The following is a 22,824-nucleotide window of genomic DNA, read 5'->3' on the forward strand; positions in this document are numbered from 1 at the left end:
TCTCCTATCCCTTAATCAACACAAGCACGAGCAACAGAGCCGCTTCCAGCAATTCGTTCATCGCGCCGTACGTATCGCCTGTCAGACCGCCCAATTTCCGGTGAATCGAAACGCTCATCAGAACACCTGCCCCCACCGTCACAGCGAGCAGAATACCTATTATACCTACCATATGCCAAAAAGGCAGCGTAAGCCCTCCGAATGCTTCTCCCGCCGCAACAACGCCTAATGACAGCAGCAGCCCCACCAGCCCCGAGCCAGCGGCATGCCCGGCTCCGACACCGCGAAAAAAGCCGCCCATTCCGCTCCCCGCCTGCCGCGCATACGGCCAGCGGGCTATCGCTACGACCATGTACCAGCGGCTCCACAGCGGAACCAGCGCCAAGAGAAGCCACAGATTCCCCTGGCCGCCGGCAGCCGCAGCAGGCAGCAGCTCCGTCAGCAGCGACCATTTCAGCAGCAGCACCAGCACGGCGGCGATGACGCCCATCGCGCCAACCCGGCTGTCCTTCATAATTTCCAGCATTCTCTCCCGCGAGCGATGGCTCAAGATGCCGTCGGCCGTATCCATCAACCCGTCGAGATGCAACGCCCCGGTGAGCAGCACCCAGATCCCGAGCAGCAGAGCGGCGGCCGGCAGCGGGGGCAGCACGCTGGTTAACAGCAGACCGGCAGCGGCTGTGATCAGTCCCAGCACCAAGCCGACGAATGGATAAAAAACGACGCTCCGCCGAAACAAAGCGTCATTATAGTCCAGCTTCACCGGTACGGGCAATCGGGTTAAAAATTGAAACGCAGCCGCGCAGGCTTCGCCCCAAAGCCGCATTAAACGAATAAAAGCGCGCACAGCAATCCCCCCGCAATGATGTAACTGACGCCGTACAGCATGCGCACGGTCCGCTTAATATCTTCCCGGGTGCGCTCCCGCAGCGGCCAGCCCATCCGGGCCCGCTCGCTTGTCCGGCCGTGGTACACGTTCACGCCCCCAAGCTCGATGCCGAGCGCACCGGCCACCGCCGACTCCGGAATGCCGCTGTTCGGACTCGGATGCAGCCGGGCAAACGTCAGGACGGCTTTTGCCGCGCGAACGGCAGCTAGTCCAGGGCTTGCAAGCGCAACCAAGACGAGCAGTCCTCCGGTCAGCCGTGCCGGAATCCAGTTGAGCACATCGTCAAACCGGGCCGAGGCCCAGCCGAAGTGCAGGTACTTGTCATTTTTGTAGCCGACCATCGAGTCCAGCGTATTCGCCGCGCGGTACAGCATCGCCAGCGGAGCTCCGCCGAGCAGCGCAAAGAAGATTGGCGACACGACACCGTCTACGATATTTTCAGCCACCGTCTCTACAGTCGCCCGCGTAATCTCCGGCTCGTCCAGCTGTGTCGTATCCCGCCCAACGATGTAGCCGACATATTTTCGCGCTTCGTCCAGACGCCCTTCGGTAAGCGGGCGGTATACCGCCATAGCCGCATCCTTCAGTCCTTTGATGGCGATTGTGGTCGAAATGAACCATGTGTTCACCGCATAGCCGAGCCACGGATGCACCTGCGACGCAGCCCAGACGATCAAATACATCGCGCCGAACGCCAAACCTACCGTCGATGCGGTAAGCGCAATGCCGCGCCAGCGCACGGCCCATTTGCCGTGAACCCCAGCCGATTGCGCTCCGTCCGGCCACAGCCGCTTTTCCACGGCGGAAATCCACCGCCCGATCCAGATGACGGGATGCGTCAGCCAGCGCCATGACGGGTCGCCGAGCACCCAATCGATTACGATGGCGGCCAGCACCATGATTAGCGTTTCACTCATACTTTTTGGTGGGTGTATCTCTTTGTTCGCTCCGCTTGACTTCGTCAAAAGTCGCTCTCAAAGAGATACACCTCCTCCCTATAAAAGACTAAAATCTTGACGCGCCGCTTTGCAGGGCGCTTATTTTTCATGCGCTGCCGGCGGCGGGCATGGAGCCGGGCTTGATTCTTGGTTCGCTCCGTTGACTTCGTCAAAAGTCGCTCCCAAGAAAAACGCACCCGCTCGCCCCAAAAAAACAAAAGCTAAACCGAAACCCTAAAACCAAAACCTAAACTCAAAAACCTACAGCTTAAAAGCTAGGCTCTTGAGTTCAAGAGGAATGCCGGAGGCGACAAGGAATACCTGATCGGCCTCGCGGGCAAGACGTTGATTCATCCGTCCGGACAAATCGCGGAAAATACGGCCGAGCTTGTATTCCGGTACCAACCCGGCTCCGACTTCGTTCGTCACGAGGACGGTCGGCTGCTTCACCGCTGCGAAGATGGCAGCCAGGCTGTCGATCTTCGCTTCAAGCTGCGCTTCCGCGTCCGGCTCCTGTTCCAGCCGAAGTAGCCAGTTCGACAGCCAGAGCGTCAGGCAGTCGACGAGCACGACCGGCGCGGCCGAACGTTCGAGCAGCTCCGCCAAGGCGAAAGGCTCCTCGGCCGTCGTCCAGCGGAAGCCGCGCTCGCTGCGCGATTGGCGGTGCAGGTCGATGCGCCGCCGCATTTCGTCGTCATACGCTTGCGCCGTCGCGACGTATAGGCCCTCGTGGCCCAGCACCGCCGCGTACTTCTCAGCGAACCCGCTTTTGCCGCTGCGTGCCCCTCCGGTGACAAGCACTTTCATCGGCGCGTTTCCTTCCCGTTGATCGGCTTTCATACGCCTTCCCGTTCCGATGCGCCCGAAATTCCGGCATCCGCGAAGGTCGCCATCTCCTTCATAATGCGCACCGCCGCTTCGATCATCGGGAAAGCCAGCACCGCGCCGGTGCCTTCGCCCAGCCGCATATCCATGCGAAGCATCGGCGTCAGGCCGATCTCCGTGAGCAGGCGCTCATGCCCCTGCTCCTGCGACAGATGCGACGCGATCATATACGACACGCTGAGCGGCGCCAGCTTTGCCGCGACCAAGGCCGCAGCCGACGAGATGAAGCCGTCGATGACGACGGGGATGCGGCTCTGCGCCGCACCGAGAATAAGGCCGACCAGTCCGGCGATCTCAAGACCGCCTACCTTGGCGAGTGCATCCATCGGGTCGGAAGCGTCCGGCCGGTTCGTTTCAATCGCCCGGCGAATGACCGCCTGCTTGTGCCGCAGCCGCTCGTCGTCGATTCCGGTTCCGCGCCCAGCCGCGGCGGCGGGGTCGGTCGCTCCGAGTACAGCCAGCAGCGCCGAGCTGGCCGTCGTATTCCCGATGCCCATCTCGCCCGTAGCGAGCAGCCGATAGCCTTCGCCCGCCAGCTCCTGGGCCAATTCCACACCGACCATGACCGCTGCTTCCGCTTCCGTCCGAGTCATCGCCGGGCCTATCGCCATGTTGGCGGTTCCCATGCGAATCTTGCGCGAACGCAGCAGCGGATGCGACAGCTCCGCGTTGACGCCGATGTCCACGCAGACGACATCCGCCCCGGCCTGTCTTGAGAGCACATTGACGGCCGCTCCACCGTTCAGGAAGTTGAGCACCATCTGCGGTGTCACCTCTGCCGGAAAGGCGCTAACCCCTTCCTCACAAACGCCATGATCTCCCGCCATCACAACGACGGCTTTTCGCGTCAGCTCCGGCATCACCTCGCCGCGAATGCCTGCGAGCTGCTTTGCGATTTCCTCCAGCCGGCCGAGGCTGCCCGGCGGCTTGGTCAATTGGTCCAGCCTGCGGGCAGCCTCCTCCATAATCTCCGCATCAAGCGGCCGAATGTCCGATAGCACTTGTTGTAACCGGCTTTGATCCGACACGGTCATTCCCCTTTTCCTAGCAAAATTTGCGGCACTCCGCTGTCCGGATGCCGAAGCACGTACGGACGCGTGCCGTATACGTTCTCCAAAAGATCGGCGCGCAGCACTTCCTCCGGCGTACCGATTCCGGTCGCCTCGCCGTTATAAAGCAGCATAAGCCGATCGCAATACTGCGCGGCCAGGTTCAAATCGTGCAGCACCGAAATGACGGTCATCCCGCATTCCCGCTGCCATTGACGGACCTTGACCATCAGATCCACCTGATACCCGATATCCAGAAAGGTGGTCGGTTCATCCAGCAGCAGCAGCTTCGGCTCCTGCGCCATCGCTTTGCCCAGCGCCACCCGCTGCCGCTCGCCGCCGCTCAGCCCGTCAACGGTACGCTCCTCCAAGGGTCGGAGCTTCAGCCAATCGAGAATTCGCTCGATTAAAGCCGCGGAATCCCCCGGCTCATCCCCCAACCAGTTTTGGTACGGGTAACGGCCCATCTCGACGATTTCGCGCACCGTGAACCCGAGCGGCGGCAGCGCATCCTGATGCAGCACGGCGAGCTGCCGGGCCAGCTCTTTGCGGGAGACGGCTTCCACCGGACGGCCGTCCAGCTTCACCGTTCCGGCGTCAGCACGCTCGGCGCCGGATATCATATGCAGCAGCGTCGACTTCCCGCTGCCGTTCGGGCCGAGAATGCCGAACCATTCGCCCGGCTCTACCGAGAAGCCGATCTGTCGAAGCACCGACCTGCCGCCGAACGCCTTGGCCGCCTGTTCCACTTCCACCCGTATCACCCGCTTGCCCCTCCCTTTCCGGAAATCTATGATGAGAAGCACCATGTGCACGCACTTCCCTCGCTCCCCGTTTGATTCACCCTGACTTCAGACGCAGCGGCTCCGGCTTCATCCTTCCCGAACAGCCCGCTTCCGACGCCGCAGCAAATAAGCGAAGAAGGGCGCTCCCATAAAAGCCGTGACGACGCCGAGCGGAATTTCCGTCGGGCTGAGCAGCGTCCGCGCAAGCGTATCCGCCAAAACGACATAGATGGCGCCTCCGATGAGCGACAACGGCAGCAGCAGACGGTAGTCCGGGCCGACCAGCAAGCGCAGCAGATGCGGTACGAGCAAGCCGACAAAAGCAATAACGCCGGACACCGATACCGCAGCGGCCGTAATCAAAGTGGAAGCGATCAATACGACAAGCTTCGTCCGTTCCACGTGAACGCCCAGGTGGGCCGCTTGCCGCTCGCCGAGAGCAAACAAATTCATGGCCCGCCCGAATCCGAGCAATATCGCCGCTCCGACGGCCAGATAAGGAAGCAGTATAAGTGAATAAGACCATCCGCGAAGCGCCAGGCTGCCCATCATCCAAAATACGATTTCATTGATGACCTGCTTGGACATCGAGACCATCAGCGAAACGAACGAACCGAGAAACGCCTGCATGACAACGCCGGACAAAATGACCGTTTCCATCCGCAGCTTGCCTTCCGTCCGGGCCAGCAGCAACACCGCGCCCAGCGTAAGCGTCCCTGTCGCAAACGCGACAACCGGTACGCTCCATTCCCCGAGCAGCGAAAACTGCAGCCCGAACAAAATCAGAAAGGATGCTCCGACGGAAGCGCCCGACGAGACACCGAGCGTGTAAGGATCGGCAAGCGGATTGCGGAGCACGCCTTGAAATGCAGCACCCGCCAGCCCGAGCGCCGCGCCGACCAGCAGTCCGAGCGCCACCCGTGGCAGCCGCACCTTCCATATAATTTGCTCCGACGCCACGCTCCAAGTCTCGGAGATACGCTCGCCGGGCCATGGAAGCTGATGCAGGAGGATACCCCACACGTGCCCAAACGGCACGCGAACCGAACCGACGGACAAGGCAGCCGTCGCGGACAGCAGAAGCAGGACGATAGCGCCTCCGCCCCATATCCACAGCTTGCGCTTCATTTTATTTCACCAGATCCGGATAAATCCCTTTGGCGATCTCCACGAGCCCGGCCGTAATGCGCGGCCCCGGACGGCTGATCAAATCTTTATCGACACCGACCAGCTTGCCGGACCGGACCGCTTCGATTTTATCCCAGCCGCTGCGTTCGCGGATCAACTGGTCCATCGGCTTTTTCGACTTGTCGTCAATAATGCCGTTCGGATAAATGATCACCTGCGGATTATCTGCGATGATTTTCTCTTCGCTAATTTGAACATAACCTTTCTCGCTGCCGGCTACATTGATCCCGCCGGACAGTGTGATCAATTCGTCGATAAATTCGCCTTTGCCGACCGTCCAGCCCGGGGAAAACTCGATGAACACCTTTTTCTTCTGCTCCGGCTTCAAATCCTTCACCGCATCCACGACCTTCTGACGGTCGGCTTTCATCGAATCGACGAGCTTTTGCGCCTGCTCCTGACGGTCGAAGATTTGCCCCATCATCAAGAGGTTGTTCATCACGTCGTCCAGCGTTTTCGGCTCGACCTTAAACATGTTGATTTTCAACTCGCGCAGCTTGTCGACCACCTGCGTCTTCATCGACACCCCGGTCATGACCAGATCCGCATTGGCCGCGATCAGCGCTTCTTCATTCGGCTTAACGATGCTGCCCATCTTCGACTTCGATTTCGCCTCCGCAGGGTAATCGCAGAAGTCCGATACGCCGACCACCTTGTCTCCGAGACCCAGAGCGAAGAGCGCTTCCGTTTCGCTCGGCGAGGTAGACGCGATCCGCTCCGGCGCCTTCTCAAACACGAACTCTTTGCCTGTAGCATCCTTCACCTTCAAAGGATACGACGTTCGCTTGGCGGTCGACGCCGCTCCTTCCTGCTTCGTGCCGTCGGCCTTCGGCGGATTGGCAAGCTCTCCCTGCCCCGGCGTCTTCACCGCGCTTCCGCAGCCAGCCAGCGATGCGGCCAGCGCCAAGCTCAAGATCGCAGCTAACCATCGTTTGTGTAGAACTTTCGTTGTAAGTTTAGCTTTCATCTTCCCAAACTCCTCTAGATATATGATATAGTTTGTTTTCGCCTAAAACGAAAAAGGCCCCTCACCCCGGAGCATCTCCGAGGCAAAGAGCACAGACGGACCGCCGCCCGCGATCCGCCTGTCCAAAGACGGCACACCGCCAGCCGGCTGCCCGATTCCGCTCCTTTTCCTCGAAGGACGCTTCGCTTGCCGTTCGGGCAGGTTTCCTGGCTTACGGGCTTCCTTCCGGAACTCTCCGCCTTCCCGCTTTACATCAAGCAGTGGCTTCCCGGAGAGCATTCGCCCGTTCACAGTGGCGGGACCGCGCCGGCGTCGCACCGGCTTCCCTTTTAACTCGCAGGCTTCCATCGCCCGCAAGCACCCGAACCGCTATTCGATTATCCGTCCGCAGCCATCTACCACGGGGTTTCCCCTACATCTAGCATCGCCCAAACGATTACTTCTGCGCAATAATTTTTAACACTTGCTTTGCTTTCTCCGGGTCCGGAGCACTCTGCGGAATGAACGCAAACAAATCCTTGCCGTTCAATTGTAGCTCCTTGAACCAAAGGGACTTCTCCATCGGGATGCCGTACAGATGCTTCTCCTTCTTGTCACCCACGGGAAGTTCCATGACGCCTTCGGGGAAATCCTCCGGCTTCGCCACGTCGTCAAGCGAAACGTAACCGCCTTGCGGAGCCATGCGTATGAACTCCTCCGCCGGTATAATCAACACCCCATGCCCTCCGGCGGCGATTTCGACTATCATCTTCTCAAGTGAAAACAGCGGTGACGTCACGACTTGCACGGTGGGCGCCTGTCCAATTTTGCTCTGCAGCGACGCCTGCAGCTTTTCCCCGATTTCCGCCGGAATGCCGCTCTTCCCCATTAAAAACACCGTCACGTCCGCCTTCGGTCCTCCGCAGCCCGCGAGCACGAAGATCAGCAGCAGACCGAGAAGCCATCTTCTTCTCATCGTCCCTTTGTTTCCCCCTCTATCCGTGCCGCCGGAAGCGCGTCTCCGCGGCTCTCTATCCTTGTATCTTACCATGACGGGGCTGCGCTTTCAAAACTTTTTCGACAAAGCAAAAAAGGACCGTTCAACGACGGTCCCCTTTAGGGCGATTCATATATTCATTGATTTTGATATCCAACTGCATGCTGATTTCGACAACTTCCGGGGATGTGAGGCTGTTCCCGTTCTGTACAAGCTGTTCCAGCTGACGCCGGAGCTTGTAGATGTCATCTTCCAGCGAAACGGCGGCTGAGGCCTGTTTTCTTTTCCCAAAAGTCCACTTGGCCTTATGCTCGCTGTCGCGAATCCAGCCGACGTTCAAATATTGCCGAAGCTGATATTCCGGAAAAGCCATCCCTCATCCCTCCCACCGGGTCGTCGTCATCAGACCTAAGCTGACAAGTTTTTATAGGTAAGTCATAGATTTAAACCTTTTATACCTATAAGATACCAGTTTTTGGGGGATTTGAAAATGATTTATTTTGACGAAATTACAACTTTTTTATGAAATTTCCAATCCTGTCGATTGCTTCTGTCAATTGATTGACCGATGTCGCATACGAGCAGCGGATAAAGCCCTCGCCGCCGAGACCGAACACTTGCCCGGGCACCGCCGCGACCTTGGCCTCATACAGCAGCCGCTGCGCGAATTCCTCCGAAGTAAGTCCCGTGGACTGAATGGAAGGGAAAGCGTAGAACGCGCCCTGAGGCTCGTGGCACGGCAGGCCAATCTCCCGGAAGCCATGGACGACCAGACGTCTCCGCTGGTTGTAGGACTCGACCATCTTGTCCTTCTCCTCCATCCCGTTCGTGAGCGCTTCGAGCGCAGCCACCTGCGCCATGGACGGAGCGCACATGACCGTATACTGATGGATTTTCAACATCGCCGAAATGAGGTCCTGATGCCCGCAAGCATACCCCATCCGCCATCCGGTCATGGCAAACGCCTTGGAGAAGCCGCTCACGAGAATCGTGCGGTCCCGCATGCCCGGCATCGACGCGAAGCTGACATGCTTTTGCTCGTAGGTGAGCTCGGCATAGATTTCGTCGGAAATGACGATCAGGTCGTTCTCTTCAACAATTTTCGCAATCGGCAGCCAGTCCTCGTACGTCATGATGCCGCCGGTCGGGTTGCTTGGGTAACACAAAATGAGCACCTTCGAGCGGGGCGTAATGACCGCTTTCAGCGCTTCCGGCTTCAGCTTGAACTGGTCCTTGGCGAACGTTTCGATCCCGACGGGAATACCGCCGCCAATCCGTGCGATCGGACTGTAAGAAATGTAAGTCGGTTCCGGAATGAGAATTTCGTCTCCCGGGGCGATCAAAGCGCGCAGCGCAAGATCGATGGCCTCGCTGCCTCCGACCGTTACCATCACTTCGTCCGACGGTTCGTAGAGCAGCCGGAACGATTCGTACAAATATTCCGCGATCGCCTCACGCAGCTCGAGCAGGCCGGCGTTGGGCGTATATTTCGTATTGCCGCGCTCCAACGAGTAAACGCACGATTCCCGGACATGCCAAGGTGTGTGAAAATCAGGCTCTCCGACGCCAAGAGAAATAATATCCTTGCTCCCGCTTACCAAGTCAAAAAACTTGCGAATCCCTGAAGGCGGAATTTCCTGCACGAGCGGCGCCAAATACCCGCGCATTGACTTGACCTGTTGTACCTGTTTTGACTCAATCATTGCTTTTCAGCGTCCTTTACGGCGAGATTAAGAGACGGCGGTCATCCTCATGATCTTCAAAGACGATTCCGTCTTGTTTATATTTTTTAAGAATAAAATGCGTTTTGGTCGAAAGCACCCGATCGATCGGAGACAGCTTGTTGGAGACGAACGACGCCACTTCCTTCAGCGTCTTCCCTTCGATTTCCACGAGCAGATCGTAGGCCCCGGACATCAAATAAACCGACTTGACTTCCGGATATAAGTAAATGCGCTCGGCGATCGCATCGAAGCCCCGTCCTCGCTCCGGCGTAATCTGCACTTCGATCAAGGCGGTGACCTTCTCGTTGTCCACCTTGGCCCAGTTGACGACCGTCGCATATTTGACGATAACGTTCGCTTCCTCCAGCTCGCGAATGGCTTCCGCCACTTCGGCTTCGGACGCCCCCAGCATAGTCGCAATCAGAGCCGGCGTACGTCTCGCGTCTTCCTTCAGCAGCTCGATGATTTTCATTTTGAATTGTTCCAATGACAACGCCCTCCTACTAGATATACGAAGCAAACGGCCTCACCCGGCGAATCCACCGTGAGCCGGGAAGCCTGCGGGGTCGCAGCCTCGCAACGAGTGCCGGAACCGATGGCTTATTACTCCATATTACACCTGTCAGCCACGCTTTGGCAAAGTAAAATTATATGGACTCGCCTTTCGGCGACCACGGAAACACTCTTCCTCATGCATAGCAAAAAAACCTCCGAAACCCAATCGGAGGTCGATAACGGCTTATGGCAAGCCCGTATCAGCAATGACAGTGACTCTCTACCGGGGAAACGGCCAGCAGCTTGCGCATATAGGCTTCGATTTCCCGTCGTTCGTAGCCGGGCCTGATTTTGCATTCGAACGCTTGCTGTCCGATGTTGTCGCTTACCAGCCGTCCGAGGCCGACCAGCACCCCTTGATCGTAGGCCGCGATGACAGGGCCCCCGTCGCATAAAGCTTCGTAAGCCAGCGGCCGGCGCTCGCCGGTCCGTTCGGACACGGAGTCGATCAACTGCTGAAACTGCGCTTCGCCTGGAAGCTCGTTATGCAGCGCGATTTTCATCCTTGGTTCCCTCTCTTCCATACTGCTTTTCAATGTGGAGATTGATCTCTATTGATTATTATACATTTAAATGCATATTTATTCAACATATCCGACGGTGTTTACAAATAAAAAAGACCTGCCCTTGTCGGGCAAGCCTGTCTTCCCTATCGGATCAAAAAATTCCCATGCTCAAATAGCGCTCTCCGGTATCCGGCGCAATGCACAGCACGCGCTTGCCACGGCCGAGTTTGCGGGCGATTTGAAGCCCCGTCCATACCGACGCTCCGGCGGACGGGCCAACCAGAATGCCTTCGAGACGCGCCAAGTCCCGCGTCGTCCGCAGCGCATCCTCGTCGGATACCTGGACGATTTCGTCATAGACGCCGGTGTTCAAAATTTTCGGCACGAAGCCGGGGCTGGTGCCCACAAGCTTGTGCGGTCCCGGCTCGCCGCCCGACAGCACCGGAGAGCCTTGCGGCTCGACGACGTAGATTTGCACTCCCGGAAGCTTCTCGCGAAGCACTTCGCCCGTACCTGTAATCGTGCCGCCCGTACCGGCGGTCGCGACGAACGCATCGAGCCGTCCTTCCATCTGCTCGATGATTTCCAGCGCCGTCGTCGTCCGGTGAATGTCCGGATTCGCCTTATTCTCAAACTGCTGCGGGATGAAGCTGTTCGGAATTTGCGCCTGCAGCTCCACCGCCTTGCGGATCGCTCCGGGCATCCGCTGCTCCGCGGGCGTCAAGACAACCTCCGCTCCATACGCTTTCAGCAGGTTGATCCGCTCTTTCGTCATGTTGTCCGGCATGACGAGAATCGCCTTGTAGCCCTTGGCCGCAGCGTTCATCGCCAGACCGATCCCGGTATTGCCACTGGTCGGCTCGATAATCGTCGCGCCCGGGCCGATCAGGCCGTCCTTTTCCGCCTGCACGATCAGGTTAAACGCCGCGCGGTCCTTGACGCTTCCGCTCGGGTTGAAATATTCCAGCTTCACATACAGCTCCGCATCGTTCTCCTGAACGAGCCTCTGGACCCGTACGGCCGGCGTATCGCCGATCAGCTCCGTAATGCTGTTCACCATTTTTCCGGTAGTACGTCTCATGCTGCTTGCCGCTCCCTTCCCTATCCCTCTTATTTTATCGGGAAGGTATGGTTTTAGCAAGCTAACGGGACTTCACGCCACCTCCGCTTTGCGCATCCAATACCATACGGCGAGCGGCGAGCTGCCGATGCCTAGCAGCAGCCAGTTCATAGCGGCGGGCGACTTGGTAAGCGAAACGACGGCAATAAAAACAGCGGTGCCGAGCAATCTGCCCGTATTCAGCGCCAGCTCCCGCATAACGATATACTCCTCCCGCTTCTTCACGCTCTCCTCCTCCCGCCCGATGAGATCGAAGACGATGGAGGTCATGGGAATGCCGTACAGCGGGTAAAAGACGGCCGCGCCTACCCCGAACAGCAGCAGCGTGACAAAATTGACCTTCCAAAAAAACGGCAAAATGACAAGCACCAGCATCACCGCGCCGAGCAACATCGCTTTCCCCCGAAATCGGGGCTTCAGCAGCTTGCCTGCTACCAAAAAACTAAGCAGCGCGACCGCGGAAGTGACGAGCGAGAAATTGCCCAGCGACATCTCGCTCCCCGTATGAACATACACCAGCAGCCCGATCATGAAGCCGAATACGCCTTCCCGGACGCCTTGGGCCGCCAGCGCTAGCCCAACCTTGCGCCAAGCCGTGTCCTGATATCTTAAGCACCGCCAAGCGAGAAACCATTCATAGGTTCCCGACGTTTTGCGCTTTTTCAAGAAAAAGCTAAAAATCACCCCGATCACAAAAACGATCAGCGACAAGGTAAAAATGAGCCGATACCCCGTCGCCGCATGCATCCGGACGATCAAATAACCGGAAATCCAAGGAGCGATCATCCCGGCGCCCGACCCGAGCAGACCTGCCCATCCGTTGAAACGGTCGCGGTCGTCCGGGCCCGTTACCTCGAAGTAGACGACGTTGAACGCAAGCCAGAACAAGCCCGATGACAAGCCTTGGACGGCTCCCAGCAGCACGAAATAGTCTGCCGCCCTTCCTCCGAACCACAGCACCAGCAAGTAAAAGACCGCCGCAACCGCGACCCCCGTGCGCAAGCAGTTCATTTTGTTATGCTCTTTAACCCATTTGCCCGCAATCCAGAACGTTAGCGCCATCGTCAAATGATGAATGAGCGTAAACCAGCCGATGACCGTAAAATCGTGCTTCGCTTTCCATAGGTACACATTGACGAACGTGCCGGACAGGGCGTTGGCCACGGCAAACAAGCCGTTCACCGTTAGCAGAAGCCGCGATTGCGCCGACAACGGGCCGCCTTTTTTCTTCTTCGGCTTTCCGCCAGCCGGGCCTGTCTGCTCGATATCCCGCCAACTGTGCTCCCCCGCACGGTCCTTGCCTCGCACCCAATCGTGCGGAAAATGTTTAGCTCCGGAATGCATGCTCTCACCTTGTATCCGTAATGTCTTAGTTAAGCTTCCCTGTTCGGCGGAAATCATGAATGAAAGCCAAAAAAAGGAACCCAAAAGCCGGCAAATGCCTGCTTTCGAATCCCTCTTTTTTAGTCGTTCTTATTTCTTGGCTCCATGCTCCCGAAGCTGCTCCACCAACGCGAGCCGGTCCGTTTCCGTCAGCTGCCGTTCGACTCTGAAGCAGGACGGGCACAAGTAAACCTGAACGCCGAATGACGCTTGGAGCAGCGGCTTGCCAAGCGCCGGATGCACGAACGGAACAAAAGCCTCCGAAGCCGGTTCGGTGCCGGCCAGCAGCATAAAGCTGCGGCAGGAAGAACATTCCGGCGCTTCCTCTTGGCTGTCCAGCAGCTGCTGAACGCCTTCTCCGTAGTCGTCTGCCAGTTGCAGCTCTTCGTCCGACAGTTCCAGATCGTCATCCAATTGTTCTTCATCGTCATATTGGATGCCTGAATCGGAATTTTCCATCTTCAGATTGATGCTCCGGTAATCGCCCAGCTCGTTGAAGCAGTGCGGACATTCCTCTTCCGGACCGATTTCCGGGTCCCACACGATCTCCGTATGGCACCACGGGCATACCTGATTCTCTGATTGCGACAAACGCGTCATCCCCCTTAGCGGCGGCGGGTGAAGGCCTGACTTCCGCCTTCACGCTATGCAAATTTAATAAAATAGTAAACGCCTGCGCACAAAAAAACAAGCGCAAGCGCAAATAAGGTGCCCCATAAATATTTCACAAGGACTCTTCCTCCTCCGGTCTTGAAGAACGATCCGATTCTGGCCGGCCCTCTTCGCCGGCCCCCGGCATCAGGTCACGCTAGCGCCGATAACATAGGACAACGACACCGAAATCACCATGGATAGAAAGCCTACGGCCCGGTTGTCCTTCTGGATTTGCTCGTCGATTTTGAAATACGGCGTCATAAACTCAAAAATAAAATAAGCCGCCAGCAGCAGTAAAAAGCCGTACCCTGCCCAAATCAACGAATGCAGCACCGAATCGTTATTCAAGATCGCAAAACGGAACAGGTTGCATATCCCGAATATTTTGCCCCCGGTTGCCATCGCTACCGACAAGTTACCCTTCTTGATCTCGTCCCAATCCTTATACTTGGTTACCAGCTCGAAAATCGCCAAAAAGACAATCAGCGCCAGCACGGCGATCGAAAAAAACGCCAGCGTCTCAACATAAGGGTTGCTCAACAAAAAATCCACCTCTTTATCCGCCATATCGATCCGCCCTGCCTTTCGCCTCAATCAAGGTGAGTTTTTAACACTGAAGAGACTGAAGGCGCTAAGCCTTCAGTCTCTCTATGTCGCTTACTCCGCTTGCTTCTTGGCCGCCAGCTTCGCACGAAGCGCTGCCAGTTCATCATCGACGCCGTCGTTTTTGCTGAGCGCTTCGAACTCGTCGTCGAGGCTTTTGCCTTTGGAATGCAGCTCGTTGCTCGCTTCGGCTTCCGCTTCAAGCTGCATTACTTTTTGGCTCATCCGGTCGAAGCCTTTTGCCGCATTGTCGGTACCGAAGCCGGTCATCGCCTGGTTGATCTGCTTTTGGGCTTTGGCTGCTTCCGCACGGGCTACCAAAATGTCCTTTTTGTTCTTCATTTTGCTGAATTCGTCTTTCATCTCGGACAATTGGTTGCGCAGACGGTCGGCGTTGGCTTTCGCCGTATCGTATTGCTGTTTCATTTCGTCGAAGCGCAATTGATGCTCTTTCTTGTCCTGCAGCGCGCGGCGGGCCAAATCCTCGTTGCCGGATTCCAGCGCCTTGAGCGCTTGCTCCTCGCGCTTTTGAACCATTTCTTGCGCTTCCTCGTACTGCTGCTTGAACTTCTTCTCGATCGCGATTTGCTTGGCTACCGCCGACTCGGCTTCCAAAATATCTTCTTCCATATCCCGAAGGAATTGATTGAGCATTTTTACCGGGTCTTCCGCTTTGTCCAGAAGATCGTTAATCGAAGCCATTGTCATGTCACGCAGTCTTTTAAAAATTCCCATGTTAAAATTCCTCCTGTACGTTTGTTTGAAATATCGCTTCAGCCTGCAGAGCTTCACAAACATCGATGCTTACACTCGTATATACGGAAGATGCGGGCCGGAGTTTCAATTGTCGAAAAATTTTTTTCATGATAAGTGCGGACCCGCTGCGACCGGAAGGAAGAGCGGGCTTTTTCTATTTCAGCTCGGCTACCGTAACCCCTGCGCCGCCTTCGTTGTAAGCTCCCATCCGGAAGCTCTTGACGTGCTTATGCTTGCGCAAAAACTCTTGAATGCCGGTCCGCAGCACGCCGGTGCCTTTGCCGTGAATGATGAACACCTGGCCGAAATTGGCCAAATACGATTCGTCCAGAAAGCGGTCCACTTCGATGATCGCCTCTTCTACATTCGCTCCGCGCAAGTCCAGCTCCATCTTGGCGTTCTCGTCGCGCGTCCGCTTCAGGCTGGAGGTTGCCTGCTGCTGCGGCTTCTTCTGAGCGGAGGCTTGCTTCAGCAGCTCCAGGTCCGCTTTGTTGACTTTCATCTTAAGAATGCCGAGCTGCACGGTCACTTCCGTTTCGCTCACCAGTTCGACCACATGTCCCCGCTGGCCGAGATTCGTCACAAGCACTTCGTCGCCCGGCTCGATCCGGTCGGCTTTTTTGCGCGGTGTACCGGCCTTGGACTTGCTTCGGAGCTCAGGAGCGGCGTCGTTCATCCGCCGTTTCAGCTCGCTGAGCTTGTGATCCTTCACTCCGCCTGCTTCCTCGCGCTGAATTCTGCGAAGCTCGGTGATGATCTCGTCGGCTTCGCGGCGGGCTTTCGCCACCGCCTCCTGCGCCTCGCGCTCCGCACGCTCGAACAGCTTATCCTTCTGCTCCTCGAAGCGCCGACGTTCGGCGGCAAGCTGCTCGCGCAGCGTTTCGACTTCGCGGCGGTTGCGCTCCGCCGATTCGCGCTCGGCCTCGGCCTGCAGCCGGTTCTCTTCGAGTGTGGCGATCATCGATTCGACGCGCTGATCCTCCTCGCCGACCTGGCCGCGGGCATGGTCGATGATGGTCTTCGCCAGACCGAGGCGCTCCGCAATCGCGAACGCGTTGCTTCGCCCGGGAACGCCTACAAGCAGCCGATACGTCGGACGCAGCGTCTGCACGTCGAACTCCATGCTCGCGTTGATGACGCCCTGCCGATCGAAGGCATACGCCTTCAGCTCGCTGTAGTGCGTCGTCGCCACGATGCGGCAGCCCATCCGGTGCATATGCTCCAAGATCGATATCGCCAGCGCCGAGCCTTCCGCAGGGTCAGTCCCGGCTCCGAGCTCATCGAGCAGCACAAGGCTTTTGGGCGTCATTTCTTTGAGAATCCGGATAATATTGGTCATATGGCTGGAGAACGTACTAAGGTTCTGCTCGATGCTTTGCTCGTCTCCGATATCCGCAAAGATCGCATCGAACACGCAAAGCTGGCTGCCCTCCTCGGCCGGAACGAACAGCCCCGCCATCGCCATGAGCGACAGCAGACCGATAGTCTTAAGCGAGACGGTCTTGCCGCCCGTATTCGGTCCGGTCACAATGATCGTCGAATAACGGTTGCCCAGCTCCACGTCGAGAGGAACGACCTTTTCCGCGGGAATGAGCGGATGCCGTCCGCGCTTGAGCTTGATAAAGCCGCGGTCGTTGAGCAGCGGCAGCGTCGCTTTCATCTCGCGTGCGACGCCCGCTTTGGCGAAAATAAAGTCAAGCTCCGTCAGCGACTCTACGTTGACGAGCAGCGTATCCGCGCTATCCGCTACGAGGACGGACAGCATGCGAAGAATTTTCTCGACTTCCGCCTCTTCTTTCAGCTTTAATTCACGTACGCGGTTGTTCATTTGTACGACCGCTTCCGGCTCGATAAACAGCGTCGCCCCGGAAGCCGACTGATCGTGGATCATGCCGCCGAAATGACCCCGGTATTCCTGCTTTACGGGTATGACGTACCGGTCTCCCCGGATCGTTACGAGATTGTCCTGCAGCATCTTTTGAATGGACGGCGTGCGCACCATTTGCTCCAGCCGCTCGCGGGCTTTCGATTCGCTCGACCTTAGCTCCTGACGGATTTTCAGCAGCTCCGGGCTTGCGGTATCCATGACCTGCGCGTTCTCGTCGACGCACCCGCGAATCCGCTCTTCCAAATCCTTATGGTCGGTCATCGGCTCAAGCAGGTCAAGCAGCAGCGGAATGCTGTAATCCTCATTCGTCGCTTCCAGAAACCTGCCCAGCCGGCGGCCGCCTTGACTCGTCATCGCAATATCCAACAGCTCGACCGGGTTCAGCATGCCGCCGATCCGCGCCCGATGGACCGCAGCGCGAATATCCCGGATGCCGCCGAACGGCGCGCCGCCCTTCAAGCGGTCCACGTTGACCGCTTCGTCGGTCGCCTGCAGCCTGCGCTTCACTTCATGAAAGTCTCCGCTCGGTTCAAGCTCTTCCACCCGGCCTTTGCCGAGCGATGTCGCGGCATGGTTCGCGCAGCGCTCGAGCACCGCCCGGAAATCCAACGTCGCCAATATTTTTTGATTGTATGATGTCTTGTTTGTATTCATCGCTTTCGTTTTAGAAACCTGCCTTTCTTACCGGAAAAAGCTCTCCATTGCTATTATATCCAAGTCCGGGTAGTAAAGCTAATGAATTTCCGCTAAGGATTGCCATTCATAAAGCCGAAGACTTGGGAAAACCTATAAGGTGCACCGAAAGCGTTTGACGAATACGGCAAAGACACGAAGGAGGAACTGCACGATGCACTTGCTTGGACATCTCGTCAGGTTTATCGTTTCCGCCTTAATGCTGCTGATTGTCAGCTGGATCGTTCCCGGCTTTAGGGTCGGAGGCTTCTGGAGCGCTTTTTTCCTGGCCTTGGTGATCGCGATCGCGGCATGGGTTATTGAAGGAATCTTCGGCAGAAAGATCACTCCGTTCGGCCGAGGGATTGTCGGTTTTTTAACAAGCGCGCTGATCATTTGGCTCGCCCAGTTTATCGTGAGCGGCGTATCGACAAGCATTATCGGTGCAATCCTGGCTGCCTTGGTTATCGGAATCATCGACCTGTTCATTCCGGTGAAAACACCGTTTGAGCAGGGCCGTTCCGGTCGTGAGAACGCCAAGTAAGCGAGTCGGCCGCAGGCAAAAGCGTCTGCGGCCGATTTCTTTGTCTTCCTGGAATATGTCATATAAATAACGAGTAAATCAAGTAACACGCCGTCCCCCAAATCATCAGAGCCGATATCCGGTTCAACCAAGCATGGAACCGTCCGGAAGTATCCAGCTTTCCGGTCATCCGTCCGACACTGGCCATCCCGATAAACCACAGCCACGATACGACGATGGCCGCAGCGGTAAACCCGACTTTATCCGCTCCCGCATAGTTCAGCGAGCTCGTTCCGATGACACCGACGGTATCGAGGATCGCATGGGGGTTAAGCAGTGAAATCGACGCCGTAAAGGCGATCTGCTTCGAAATTCGGAACGATTCGGGCGAGCTTTGAACGGACGGTCCCGAAGCCGAAGCGGCTTTCCAAGCATTCCAGCCCAAATAGAGCAAAAATGCGGCGCCCGCGATAAGCAGCACCGTCTTGACCCAAGCAAACGCCAAAATGACGACGGAAACGCCTAAAACGGCAGCCAAAATCAGAATCGTATCGCACAGAGCCGCCGTGACCGAAGCAGACAGCGCAAGGACGAACCTCCGCTGAACAACTCCTTGCTGAAAAATAAACAGGTTTTGTACCCCCAATGGGAGGATCAATCCCAAGGCTAAAACAAATCCGTGCAGTACCGCTTGCATGCCTCTCTCCTCCTGATGCTATCTAAATAAATCCGGTCTTCATCCATCATACCTCCCCCGGCGGAAAAGTCTTCAACCAAACGGTTGGTCGAGTACCCAACCAAAACAATTTTTGCTACAATCGGAGTAATGACTTCGCCCGGAGGGATGGCCGCTTATGTACCGCATCGACTGGCAGCCGGACGAGAGTTCGCCGCTGCCGCTCTATTTGCAAATCAAAACCTATATGAAACGCAAAATCGAAAACGGCGAATGGCCGGTCGGCAGCCGCATCCCGACACAGCGGCAATTGGCCGAGGCGCTCGGCGTCAACCGGTCCACGGTCGTTACGGCGCTTCAGGAGCTGATCGCCGACGGACTGCTTGAAGGCGACGGTCGCCGCGGCACAAAGGTGGTGAACAATCCGTGGTCCCTGCTCACCTCGCGCACCCCACCCGACTGGGATTCGTATGTCCAGGCCGGCTGGCACCGGCCGAATCTGCCGACCATCCAAACGATCAATGAGACGGAATTTCAAGCCGGGATGATCCGTTTAAGCACGGGAGAACCGTCTCCGGCGCTGTATCCGCAGCCGCTGCTCGGGGAGGTGTTCGGCCGCCTTGCCTCCCGCATTCACACGCTCGGCTACGAAGAGCCGCGCGGGCTGCTGCCGCTGCGGGAACAGCTAAGCCGCCACCTGCAATCGCTCGGCATCCCTGCTTCCCCGGCCTCCATTCTGATCGTCTCGGGAGCGCTGCAAGCCCTGCAGCTTATTTCCCTCGGACTTGTCAAGCCGGGAGCCACCATGATTACGGAGAGCCCCTCCTACCTGCACTCCCTGCATGTATTTCATTCTGCCGGAGTCCGGTTGGCGGGGCTGGAGATGGATTCGGAGGGCATTCGCATTCGCGGGTTGTCCGAACTGAAGCCCCAGCCGAACCGGATGCTGTATACGATTCCGTCCTTCCACAACCCGACAGGCATCGTCATGTCGGAGCGGCGGCGCGTCGAACTGCTGCGGGAATGCGAGCGGCTGCAGCTCCCGGTGATCGAGGATGACGTCTACCGCGAGCTCTGGCTGGACGCCCCGCCGCCTCCGCCCTTGAAAGCGCGCGATCCGAGCGGGCTCGTCCTTTACTTGGGAAGCGTCTCCAAGACGGTCGGCCCGGGCCTGCGCACCGGCTGGATCACCGGACCCGAGCCGGTCATTCGGCGGCTTGCGGATCTCAAAATGCAGACCGATTACGGGTCAAGCTCGCTTTCCCAATGGGCGCTGACGGAATGGTTCGAACGAGGCTTTCATGAAGAGCATTTAAACCGGGTGCGTATCGTGTTGAGGCAAAGACGTGACGATGTGTTGGACATGCTGCAGAAGCATTTGTCGGGGGTTGCGGTATGGCGTGTGCCTGCAGGCGGATTTTACATTTGGCTGCGAATCGTGCCTCCCATCTCCATGAATGCGCTTTTTACGCGTGCGCTTCAGGAGGGTATCTTGTTCAACCCCGGAACGGTGTATGACTCGCTCGGCGGTCCCTACATCCGGCTCTCTTATTCCTTCGAATCGGCGGATCGCCTGAATTTTGGCCTTCGGAAGCTGGCCGGATTGATCCGGGAACTGAGCTCCCGGCCAAGATAAGGTTTGACAAGGAATGACACGATGTTTTCATATTGTTGTCACCGCTCCGACACAGCCATAAGACCGCTGGTTGCTGTATCATGGGGTAAGAAAAATATTCCATGATGGTTGTGAAAGGGGACTTACCGAATGAAAAAATGGATCGTCAGTGCGGCAGCAGTCGGGATGATTTTCGCCTTGTCCGCGTGCGGAGCCAAAGAAACCCCGAAAGCGGAGCAGGCCAACAGCAATCCGGCGGCTCAGCAGGTAAAATTGGTAGCCACGAACTTCCAGTTCGATCAGAAAGAATATAAAGTAAAAAAAGGCGAGGACGTTACGTTTTCGCTGGAAAACAAACAAGGCATGCATGCCGTGCAAATTAGCGGCGTAAACGTCGGCTTGGACAACAACAACAAGACCAAAACGGTAAAAATCGACAAGGCCGGCACATACGATATCGTCTGCTCGCTTCCTTGCGGCCAAGGCCATGCTACGATGAAATCCACGCTTGTTGTGGAATAAGAATAGCCTAATATAACGGCGAATAAATCCAAAGCGGCTTCGTTTGTCCTACGGGACGGGCGGGGCCGTTTTAAAGTATAAAAAAGGGCCTGCTCCACGGCTTGGTTTATTCCAAGCGTGAAGCAAGCCTTTTTCAGTTATTCCATTCTGCGGTTTCAGGATTCCCCCGCTTTAACCCGGCCGCTCCGGTTGTTCCAGAGCTCCTGCAGCTTATCGGTCAAAATCGGCGTATGCGCCAGAACGTATGGCGTCAGCATGGAGTGTTTGAGCTGATTCTGCGCGCCGTCGTTCGGGATGACCGTCATGACATGGACGGCGATCACTGCGATGACCGCCGCTTCCGCCAAGCCGAGCGCCGCTCCGCTCCATTGATTGACCTGTTTGAGCCCCGGCGCCGCCGCCAGCCAGTTCAGCAGCCGCCCGCCGATACTGAACGCGATTTTGACCCCGAAAAACAATATTGCAAAAGCCAACGCATTATACACGTAAGTGTCCAGCTTCAAGCCTTTGGCTAAAAATTCATACTTCTGGTACGTTTCATGCCCGGATAGCGCAAGCGTACTGCCTACCAATGGCGCCAGATCGTCATAAAAGAAAAAGGCGATCAAATACGCGGCCACGAGACCGACGACCGATACGAGTTGGCCGATAAAGCCGCGCGCGAACCCTAGAACCGTTCCGGCGGCGAGCACCACCAGAACGGTGTAATCCAATCCGTTCATTCGCTATTCCTTCTCCACGAGCTCGATCCATTCGTTATATTCGATCTGGAGCTTCTCGTACTCGGATTTCAAGTTCTGCAATTCTTCGAATACTTGCTCCGCCTTCTCCTGATGCTGCCCGTATTCGGCCTGCAGCGCTTTGTGCAGTTTTATCTGCTCGGTGAGCTGCTCCTGCAGCTCGTTGTACAGCTCGACCTGAAGCTCCAGCTCGTCCTTTTGCTCTGCCAGCTCAATCCGCAGCTGGGCTCCCTGGGCCGCTTGCTCGGTCAGCTCGGAGATTTTCGCTTCCTGCGCAGCCAACCGCTGCTCTAACGTTTCCCGCTCGCTCTGCGCCGTTTGCTGCCGGCCCTCAAGCGCGGCGCACTGCTCCTGAAGGGCACGGCTCAGCTCTTCAGCCGCTTTGCGTTCCTGGCGCAGCTCAGCAAGCTCGCGTTCGCGCTCACCGAGTAGGCGCTGGAACTCCTCATGACGCGACTCCTGCGCAGCCGCCGCTTCGCGCAGCCCCGCTTCTTGCTCGGCCAAGCGCCGCGCCAGCTCGTCATGCTGCCCTTGCAGCTCGTCATAGAGCTCCTGATGCAGGCCGATCTCTTCCTCCTGCTCGCGGAGCTTAGCCCGCAGCTCGTCGACCTGCGCCGCCTGCGTCTCGCTGCGCCGCTCCCGTTCGGCAAGCTCGCGCGCCAGCTCGGCCTCCCGCTCGCTAAGCTGCTGTCCGAGCTGCGCGATGCGCGCCGCCAAGGCAGCCGCTTCTTCGTCGAACCGCTGCTTCGCTTCGGCCAGCTCGCTTTCCCGCCTCCGCTCCAGTGCTTCCAACTGCCGCCGCTGCTCTTCTTCGCGGGCCGCCAGCCGGGCGTCGCTCTCGGCTACCCGAGCCTCCAGCTTGCGCTGTAGCTCCGCTTCTTGGGCTGCGCTGTGCTCCCGCAAAGCGGCCAGCTCGCCTTCGAGCTCGTTGTACAGCTCCTGCTGCAGTGCGAGCTCGTCTTCCTGCTCACGCCGCTTTCCGCGCAGGGCTTCCAGCTCCGCCTGCAGGCCGTCGCCGCGCTGCAATTGCTCGCGCGTCTTCTCCAACTGCTCGCCAAGCTGCACCTCGAGGCGACGCTTCTGTTCCTTCAGCTCCGCCTCGCGAGCCGCTAGACGCTCGGCGTAGCTCGCTTCCGCTTCGTGCATCTGCTCCGCCAGCATCGCCTTTGCCGCGACTACTGCCTCGCGGCTGCGCTCCCGCTCGGCCGCG

At 57.5% G+C, this 22,824-nt stretch carries 23 protein-coding genes, 1 pseudogene and 1 riboswitch; of the genes and pseudogenes, 3 read left to right on the plus strand and 21 right to left on the minus strand.

The window, feature by feature from the left end:
* Window positions 1-4 precede the first annotated feature (4 nt).
* The 18 genes from cobS to PEL01S_RS28895 form a co-directional block, all read right to left on the minus strand.
* Window positions 5-847, minus strand: coding sequence for an adenosylcobinamide-GDP ribazoletransferase (cobS, locus tag PEL01S_RS28810; RefSeq protein WP_231884764.1), 843 nt, complete (start codon window positions 845-847; stop codon window positions 5-7).
* Window positions 826-1,806, minus strand: coding sequence for an adenosylcobinamide-phosphate synthase CbiB (gene cbiB / locus PEL01S_RS28815; protein ID WP_010496994.1), 981 nt, complete (start codon window positions 1,804-1,806; stop codon window positions 826-828). The genes cobS and cbiB overlap by 22 nt, the downstream gene beginning before the upstream one ends.
* A 282-nt stretch (window positions 1,807-2,088) precedes the next feature.
* Entirely contained in the window at window positions 2,089-2,667 is a 579-nt protein-coding gene (cobU, locus tag PEL01S_RS28820) for a bifunctional adenosylcobinamide kinase/adenosylcobinamide-phosphate guanylyltransferase (protein WP_231884763.1), read from the minus strand.
* Window positions 2,664-3,746 (minus strand): nicotinate-nucleotide--dimethylbenzimidazole phosphoribosyltransferase, encoded by a 1,083-nt coding sequence (gene cobT, locus PEL01S_RS28825; protein ID WP_063182984.1) that lies wholly within the window; start codon window positions 3,744-3,746, stop codon window positions 2,664-2,666. Before cobT ends, cobU begins: the two co-directional genes overlap by 4 nt.
* Window positions 3,743-4,525, minus strand: coding sequence for an ABC transporter ATP-binding protein (locus PEL01S_RS28830; protein WP_127462699.1), 783 nt, complete (start codon window positions 4,523-4,525; stop codon window positions 3,743-3,745). The genes cobT and PEL01S_RS28830 overlap by 4 nt, the downstream gene beginning before the upstream one ends.
* Before the next feature lie 108 nt (window positions 4,526-4,633).
* Window positions 4,634-5,674, minus strand: a complete 1,041-nt coding sequence (locus tag PEL01S_RS28835; protein WP_063182980.1) for a FecCD family ABC transporter permease — start codon at window positions 5,672-5,674, stop codon at window positions 4,634-4,636.
* A gap of 1 nt (window position 5,675) precedes the next feature.
* Entirely contained in the window at window positions 5,676-6,701 is a 1,026-nt protein-coding gene (locus PEL01S_RS28840; RefSeq protein WP_063182978.1) for an ABC transporter substrate-binding protein, read from the minus strand.
* 179 nt (window positions 6,702-6,880) lie between these two features.
* A riboswitch (cobalamin riboswitch) is annotated at window positions 6,881-7,081 on the minus strand.
* Between the two features lie 56 nt (window positions 7,082-7,137).
* Window positions 7,138-7,656: a hypothetical protein gene (locus PEL01S_RS28845; RefSeq protein WP_010497003.1), complete on the minus strand. Its 519-nt coding sequence runs from the start codon at window positions 7,654-7,656 to the stop codon at window positions 7,138-7,140.
* Between the two features lie 124 nt (window positions 7,657-7,780).
* Complete coding sequence (locus PEL01S_RS28850; RefSeq protein WP_010497004.1) at window positions 7,781-8,050, minus strand: aspartyl-phosphate phosphatase Spo0E family protein; 270 nt, start codon at window positions 8,048-8,050, stop codon at window positions 7,781-7,783.
* 136 nt (window positions 8,051-8,186) lie between these two features.
* Complete coding sequence (locus PEL01S_RS28855) at window positions 8,187-9,380, minus strand: aminotransferase class I/II-fold pyridoxal phosphate-dependent enzyme (protein ID WP_063182976.1); 1,194 nt, start codon at window positions 9,378-9,380, stop codon at window positions 8,187-8,189.
* A gap of 16 nt (window positions 9,381-9,396) precedes the next feature.
* Complete coding sequence (locus PEL01S_RS28860; protein WP_173426612.1) at window positions 9,397-9,873, minus strand: Lrp/AsnC family transcriptional regulator; 477 nt, start codon at window positions 9,871-9,873, stop codon at window positions 9,397-9,399.
* A gap of 283 nt (window positions 9,874-10,156) precedes the next feature.
* Window positions 10,157-10,459, minus strand: a complete 303-nt coding sequence (locus PEL01S_RS28865; protein WP_063182974.1) for a hypothetical protein — start codon at window positions 10,457-10,459, stop codon at window positions 10,157-10,159.
* A 154-nt stretch (window positions 10,460-10,613) separates the two neighbouring features.
* Window positions 10,614-11,543 carry a cysteine synthase A gene (gene cysK, locus PEL01S_RS28870; RefSeq protein WP_063182972.1) on the minus strand — a complete coding sequence of 310 codons (930 nt, stop codon included), beginning with the start codon at window positions 11,541-11,543 and terminating at the stop codon, window positions 10,614-10,616.
* Between the two features lie 72 nt (window positions 11,544-11,615).
* Window positions 11,616-12,926 carry an MFS transporter gene (locus PEL01S_RS28875; RefSeq protein ID WP_174807025.1) on the minus strand — a complete coding sequence of 437 codons (1,311 nt, stop codon included), beginning with the start codon at window positions 12,924-12,926 and terminating at the stop codon, window positions 11,616-11,618.
* A 129-nt stretch (window positions 12,927-13,055) separates the two neighbouring features.
* Window positions 13,056-13,565 (minus strand): hypothetical protein, encoded by a 510-nt coding sequence (locus PEL01S_RS28880; RefSeq protein ID WP_174807026.1) that lies wholly within the window; start codon window positions 13,563-13,565, stop codon window positions 13,056-13,058.
* Window positions 13,566-13,763: 198 nt separating this feature from the next.
* Window positions 13,764-14,186, minus strand: a complete 423-nt coding sequence (locus PEL01S_RS28885) for a DUF350 domain-containing protein (RefSeq protein ID WP_010497015.1) — start codon at window positions 14,184-14,186, stop codon at window positions 13,764-13,766.
* A 90-nt stretch (window positions 14,187-14,276) separates the two neighbouring features.
* The gene (locus tag PEL01S_RS28890) at window positions 14,277-14,957 is read right to left on the minus strand and encodes a PspA/IM30 family protein (RefSeq protein ID WP_063182970.1); all 681 of its coding nucleotides are present in this window, start codon (window positions 14,955-14,957) and stop codon (window positions 14,277-14,279) included.
* Window positions 14,958-15,132: 175 nt separating this feature from the next.
* On the minus strand, window positions 15,133-17,520 hold the full coding sequence (locus PEL01S_RS28895; protein WP_063182969.1) for an endonuclease MutS2: 2,388 nt from the start codon (window positions 17,518-17,520) through the stop codon (window positions 15,133-15,135).
* 193 nt (window positions 17,521-17,713) lie between these two features.
* Between PEL01S_RS28895 and PEL01S_RS28900 the strand changes: the two genes are divergently transcribed.
* Complete coding sequence (locus PEL01S_RS28900; RefSeq protein WP_036687620.1) at window positions 17,714-18,082, plus strand: phage holin family protein; 369 nt, start codon at window positions 17,714-17,716, stop codon at window positions 18,080-18,082.
* 58 nt (window positions 18,083-18,140) lie between these two features.
* Here the strand turns inward: PEL01S_RS28900 and PEL01S_RS28905 are convergent, their stop codons facing one another.
* Window positions 18,141-18,758 carry a LysE/ArgO family amino acid transporter gene (locus PEL01S_RS28905; protein WP_063182967.1) on the minus strand — a complete coding sequence of 206 codons (618 nt, stop codon included), beginning with the start codon at window positions 18,756-18,758 and terminating at the stop codon, window positions 18,141-18,143.
* Window positions 18,759-18,915: 157 nt separating this feature from the next.
* Here PEL01S_RS28905 and PEL01S_RS28910 point away from each other — a divergent pair, with 157 nt between their 5' ends.
* Both PEL01S_RS28910 and PEL01S_RS28915 read left to right on the plus strand, forming a co-directional pair.
* Window positions 18,916-20,373 carry an aminotransferase-like domain-containing protein gene (locus PEL01S_RS28910; RefSeq protein WP_127462700.1) on the plus strand — a complete coding sequence of 486 codons (1,458 nt, stop codon included), beginning with the start codon at window positions 18,916-18,918 and terminating at the stop codon, window positions 20,371-20,373.
* Between the two features lie 129 nt (window positions 20,374-20,502).
* The gene (locus tag PEL01S_RS28915) at window positions 20,503-20,874 is read left to right on the plus strand and encodes a cupredoxin domain-containing protein (protein ID WP_127462701.1); all 372 of its coding nucleotides are present in this window, start codon (window positions 20,503-20,505) and stop codon (window positions 20,872-20,874) included.
* Window positions 20,875-21,029: 155 nt separating this feature from the next.
* On the opposite strand, the gene PEL01S_RS28920 is transcribed toward PEL01S_RS28915, so the two are convergent.
* The gene (locus PEL01S_RS28920; protein WP_063182961.1) at window positions 21,030-21,596 is read right to left on the minus strand and encodes a CvpA family protein; all 567 of its coding nucleotides are present in this window, start codon (window positions 21,594-21,596) and stop codon (window positions 21,030-21,032) included.
* 3 nt (window positions 21,597-21,599) lie between these two features.
* Window positions 21,600-22,824: pseudogene (locus tag PEL01S_RS34665) on the minus strand (hypothetical protein); the annotation flags it as partial.

Origin of the sequence: Paenibacillus elgii NBRC 100335 (genome assembly GCF_004000865.1) — a bacterium.
GTDB classification, from domain to species: Bacteria; Bacillota; Bacilli; order Paenibacillales; family NBRC-103111; genus Paenibacillus_G; species Paenibacillus_G elgii.

Bases quoted from the DNA above. Each gene is read 5' to 3' on its own strand.
- PEL01S_RS28850 (WP_010497004.1), bottom strand. From the start codon at position 8,050: ATGGCTTTTCCGGAATATCAGCTTCGGCAATATTTGAACGTCGGCTGG.
- PEL01S_RS28890 (WP_063182970.1), bottom strand. From the start codon at position 14,957: ATGGGAATTTTTAAAAGACTGCGTGACATGACAATGGCTTCGATTAAC.
- cbiB (WP_010496994.1), bottom strand. From the start codon at position 1,806: ATGAGTGAAACGCTAATCATGGTGCTGGCCGCCATCGTAATCGATTGG.
- PEL01S_RS28910 (WP_127462700.1), top strand. From the start codon at position 18,916: ATGTACCGCATCGACTGGCAGCCGGACGAGAGTTCGCCGCTGCCGCTC.
- PEL01S_RS28860 (WP_173426612.1), bottom strand. From the start codon at position 9,873: ATGAAAATCATCGAGCTGCTGAAGGAAGACGCGAGACGTACGCCGGCT.
- PEL01S_RS28895 (WP_063182969.1), bottom strand. From the start codon at position 17,520: ATGAATACAAACAAGACATCATACAATCAAAAAATATTGGCGACGTTG.
- PEL01S_RS28905 (WP_063182967.1), bottom strand. From the start codon at position 18,758: ATGCAAGCGGTACTGCACGGATTTGTTTTAGCCTTGGGATTGATCCTC.
- PEL01S_RS28845 (WP_010497003.1), bottom strand. From the start codon at position 7,656: ATGAGAAGAAGATGGCTTCTCGGTCTGCTGCTGATCTTCGTGCTCGCG.
- PEL01S_RS28855 (WP_063182976.1), bottom strand. From the start codon at position 9,380: ATGATTGAGTCAAAACAGGTACAACAGGTCAAGTCAATGCGCGGGTAT.
- PEL01S_RS28880 (WP_174807026.1), bottom strand. From the start codon at position 13,565: ATGACGCGTTTGTCGCAATCAGAGAATCAGGTATGCCCGTGGTGCCAT.
- PEL01S_RS28835 (WP_063182980.1), bottom strand. From the start codon at position 5,674: ATGAAGCGCAAGCTGTGGATATGGGGCGGAGGCGCTATCGTCCTGCTT.
- PEL01S_RS28875 (WP_174807025.1), bottom strand. From the start codon at position 12,926: ATGCATTCCGGAGCTAAACATTTTCCGCACGATTGGGTGCGAGGCAAG.
- PEL01S_RS28920 (WP_063182961.1), bottom strand. From the start codon at position 21,596: ATGAACGGATTGGATTACACCGTTCTGGTGGTGCTCGCCGCCGGAACG.
- PEL01S_RS28865 (WP_063182974.1), bottom strand. From the start codon at position 10,459: ATGAAAATCGCGCTGCATAACGAGCTTCCAGGCGAAGCGCAGTTTCAG.
- cobT (WP_063182984.1), bottom strand. From the start codon at position 3,746: ATGACCGTGTCGGATCAAAGCCGGTTACAACAAGTGCTATCGGACATT.
- cobU (WP_231884763.1), bottom strand. From the start codon at position 2,667: ATGAAAGCCGATCAACGGGAAGGAAACGCGCCGATGAAAGTGCTTGTC.
- PEL01S_RS28915 (WP_127462701.1), top strand. From the start codon at position 20,503: ATGAAAAAATGGATCGTCAGTGCGGCAGCAGTCGGGATGATTTTCGCC.
- PEL01S_RS28900 (WP_036687620.1), top strand. From the start codon at position 17,714: ATGCACTTGCTTGGACATCTCGTCAGGTTTATCGTTTCCGCCTTAATG.
- cysK (WP_063182972.1), bottom strand. From the start codon at position 11,543: ATGAGACGTACTACCGGAAAAATGGTGAACAGCATTACGGAGCTGATC.
- PEL01S_RS28885 (WP_010497015.1), bottom strand. From the start codon at position 14,186: ATGGCGGATAAAGAGGTGGATTTTTTGTTGAGCAACCCTTATGTTGAG.
- PEL01S_RS28840 (WP_063182978.1), bottom strand. From the start codon at position 6,701: ATGAAAGCTAAACTTACAACGAAAGTTCTACACAAACGATGGTTAGCT.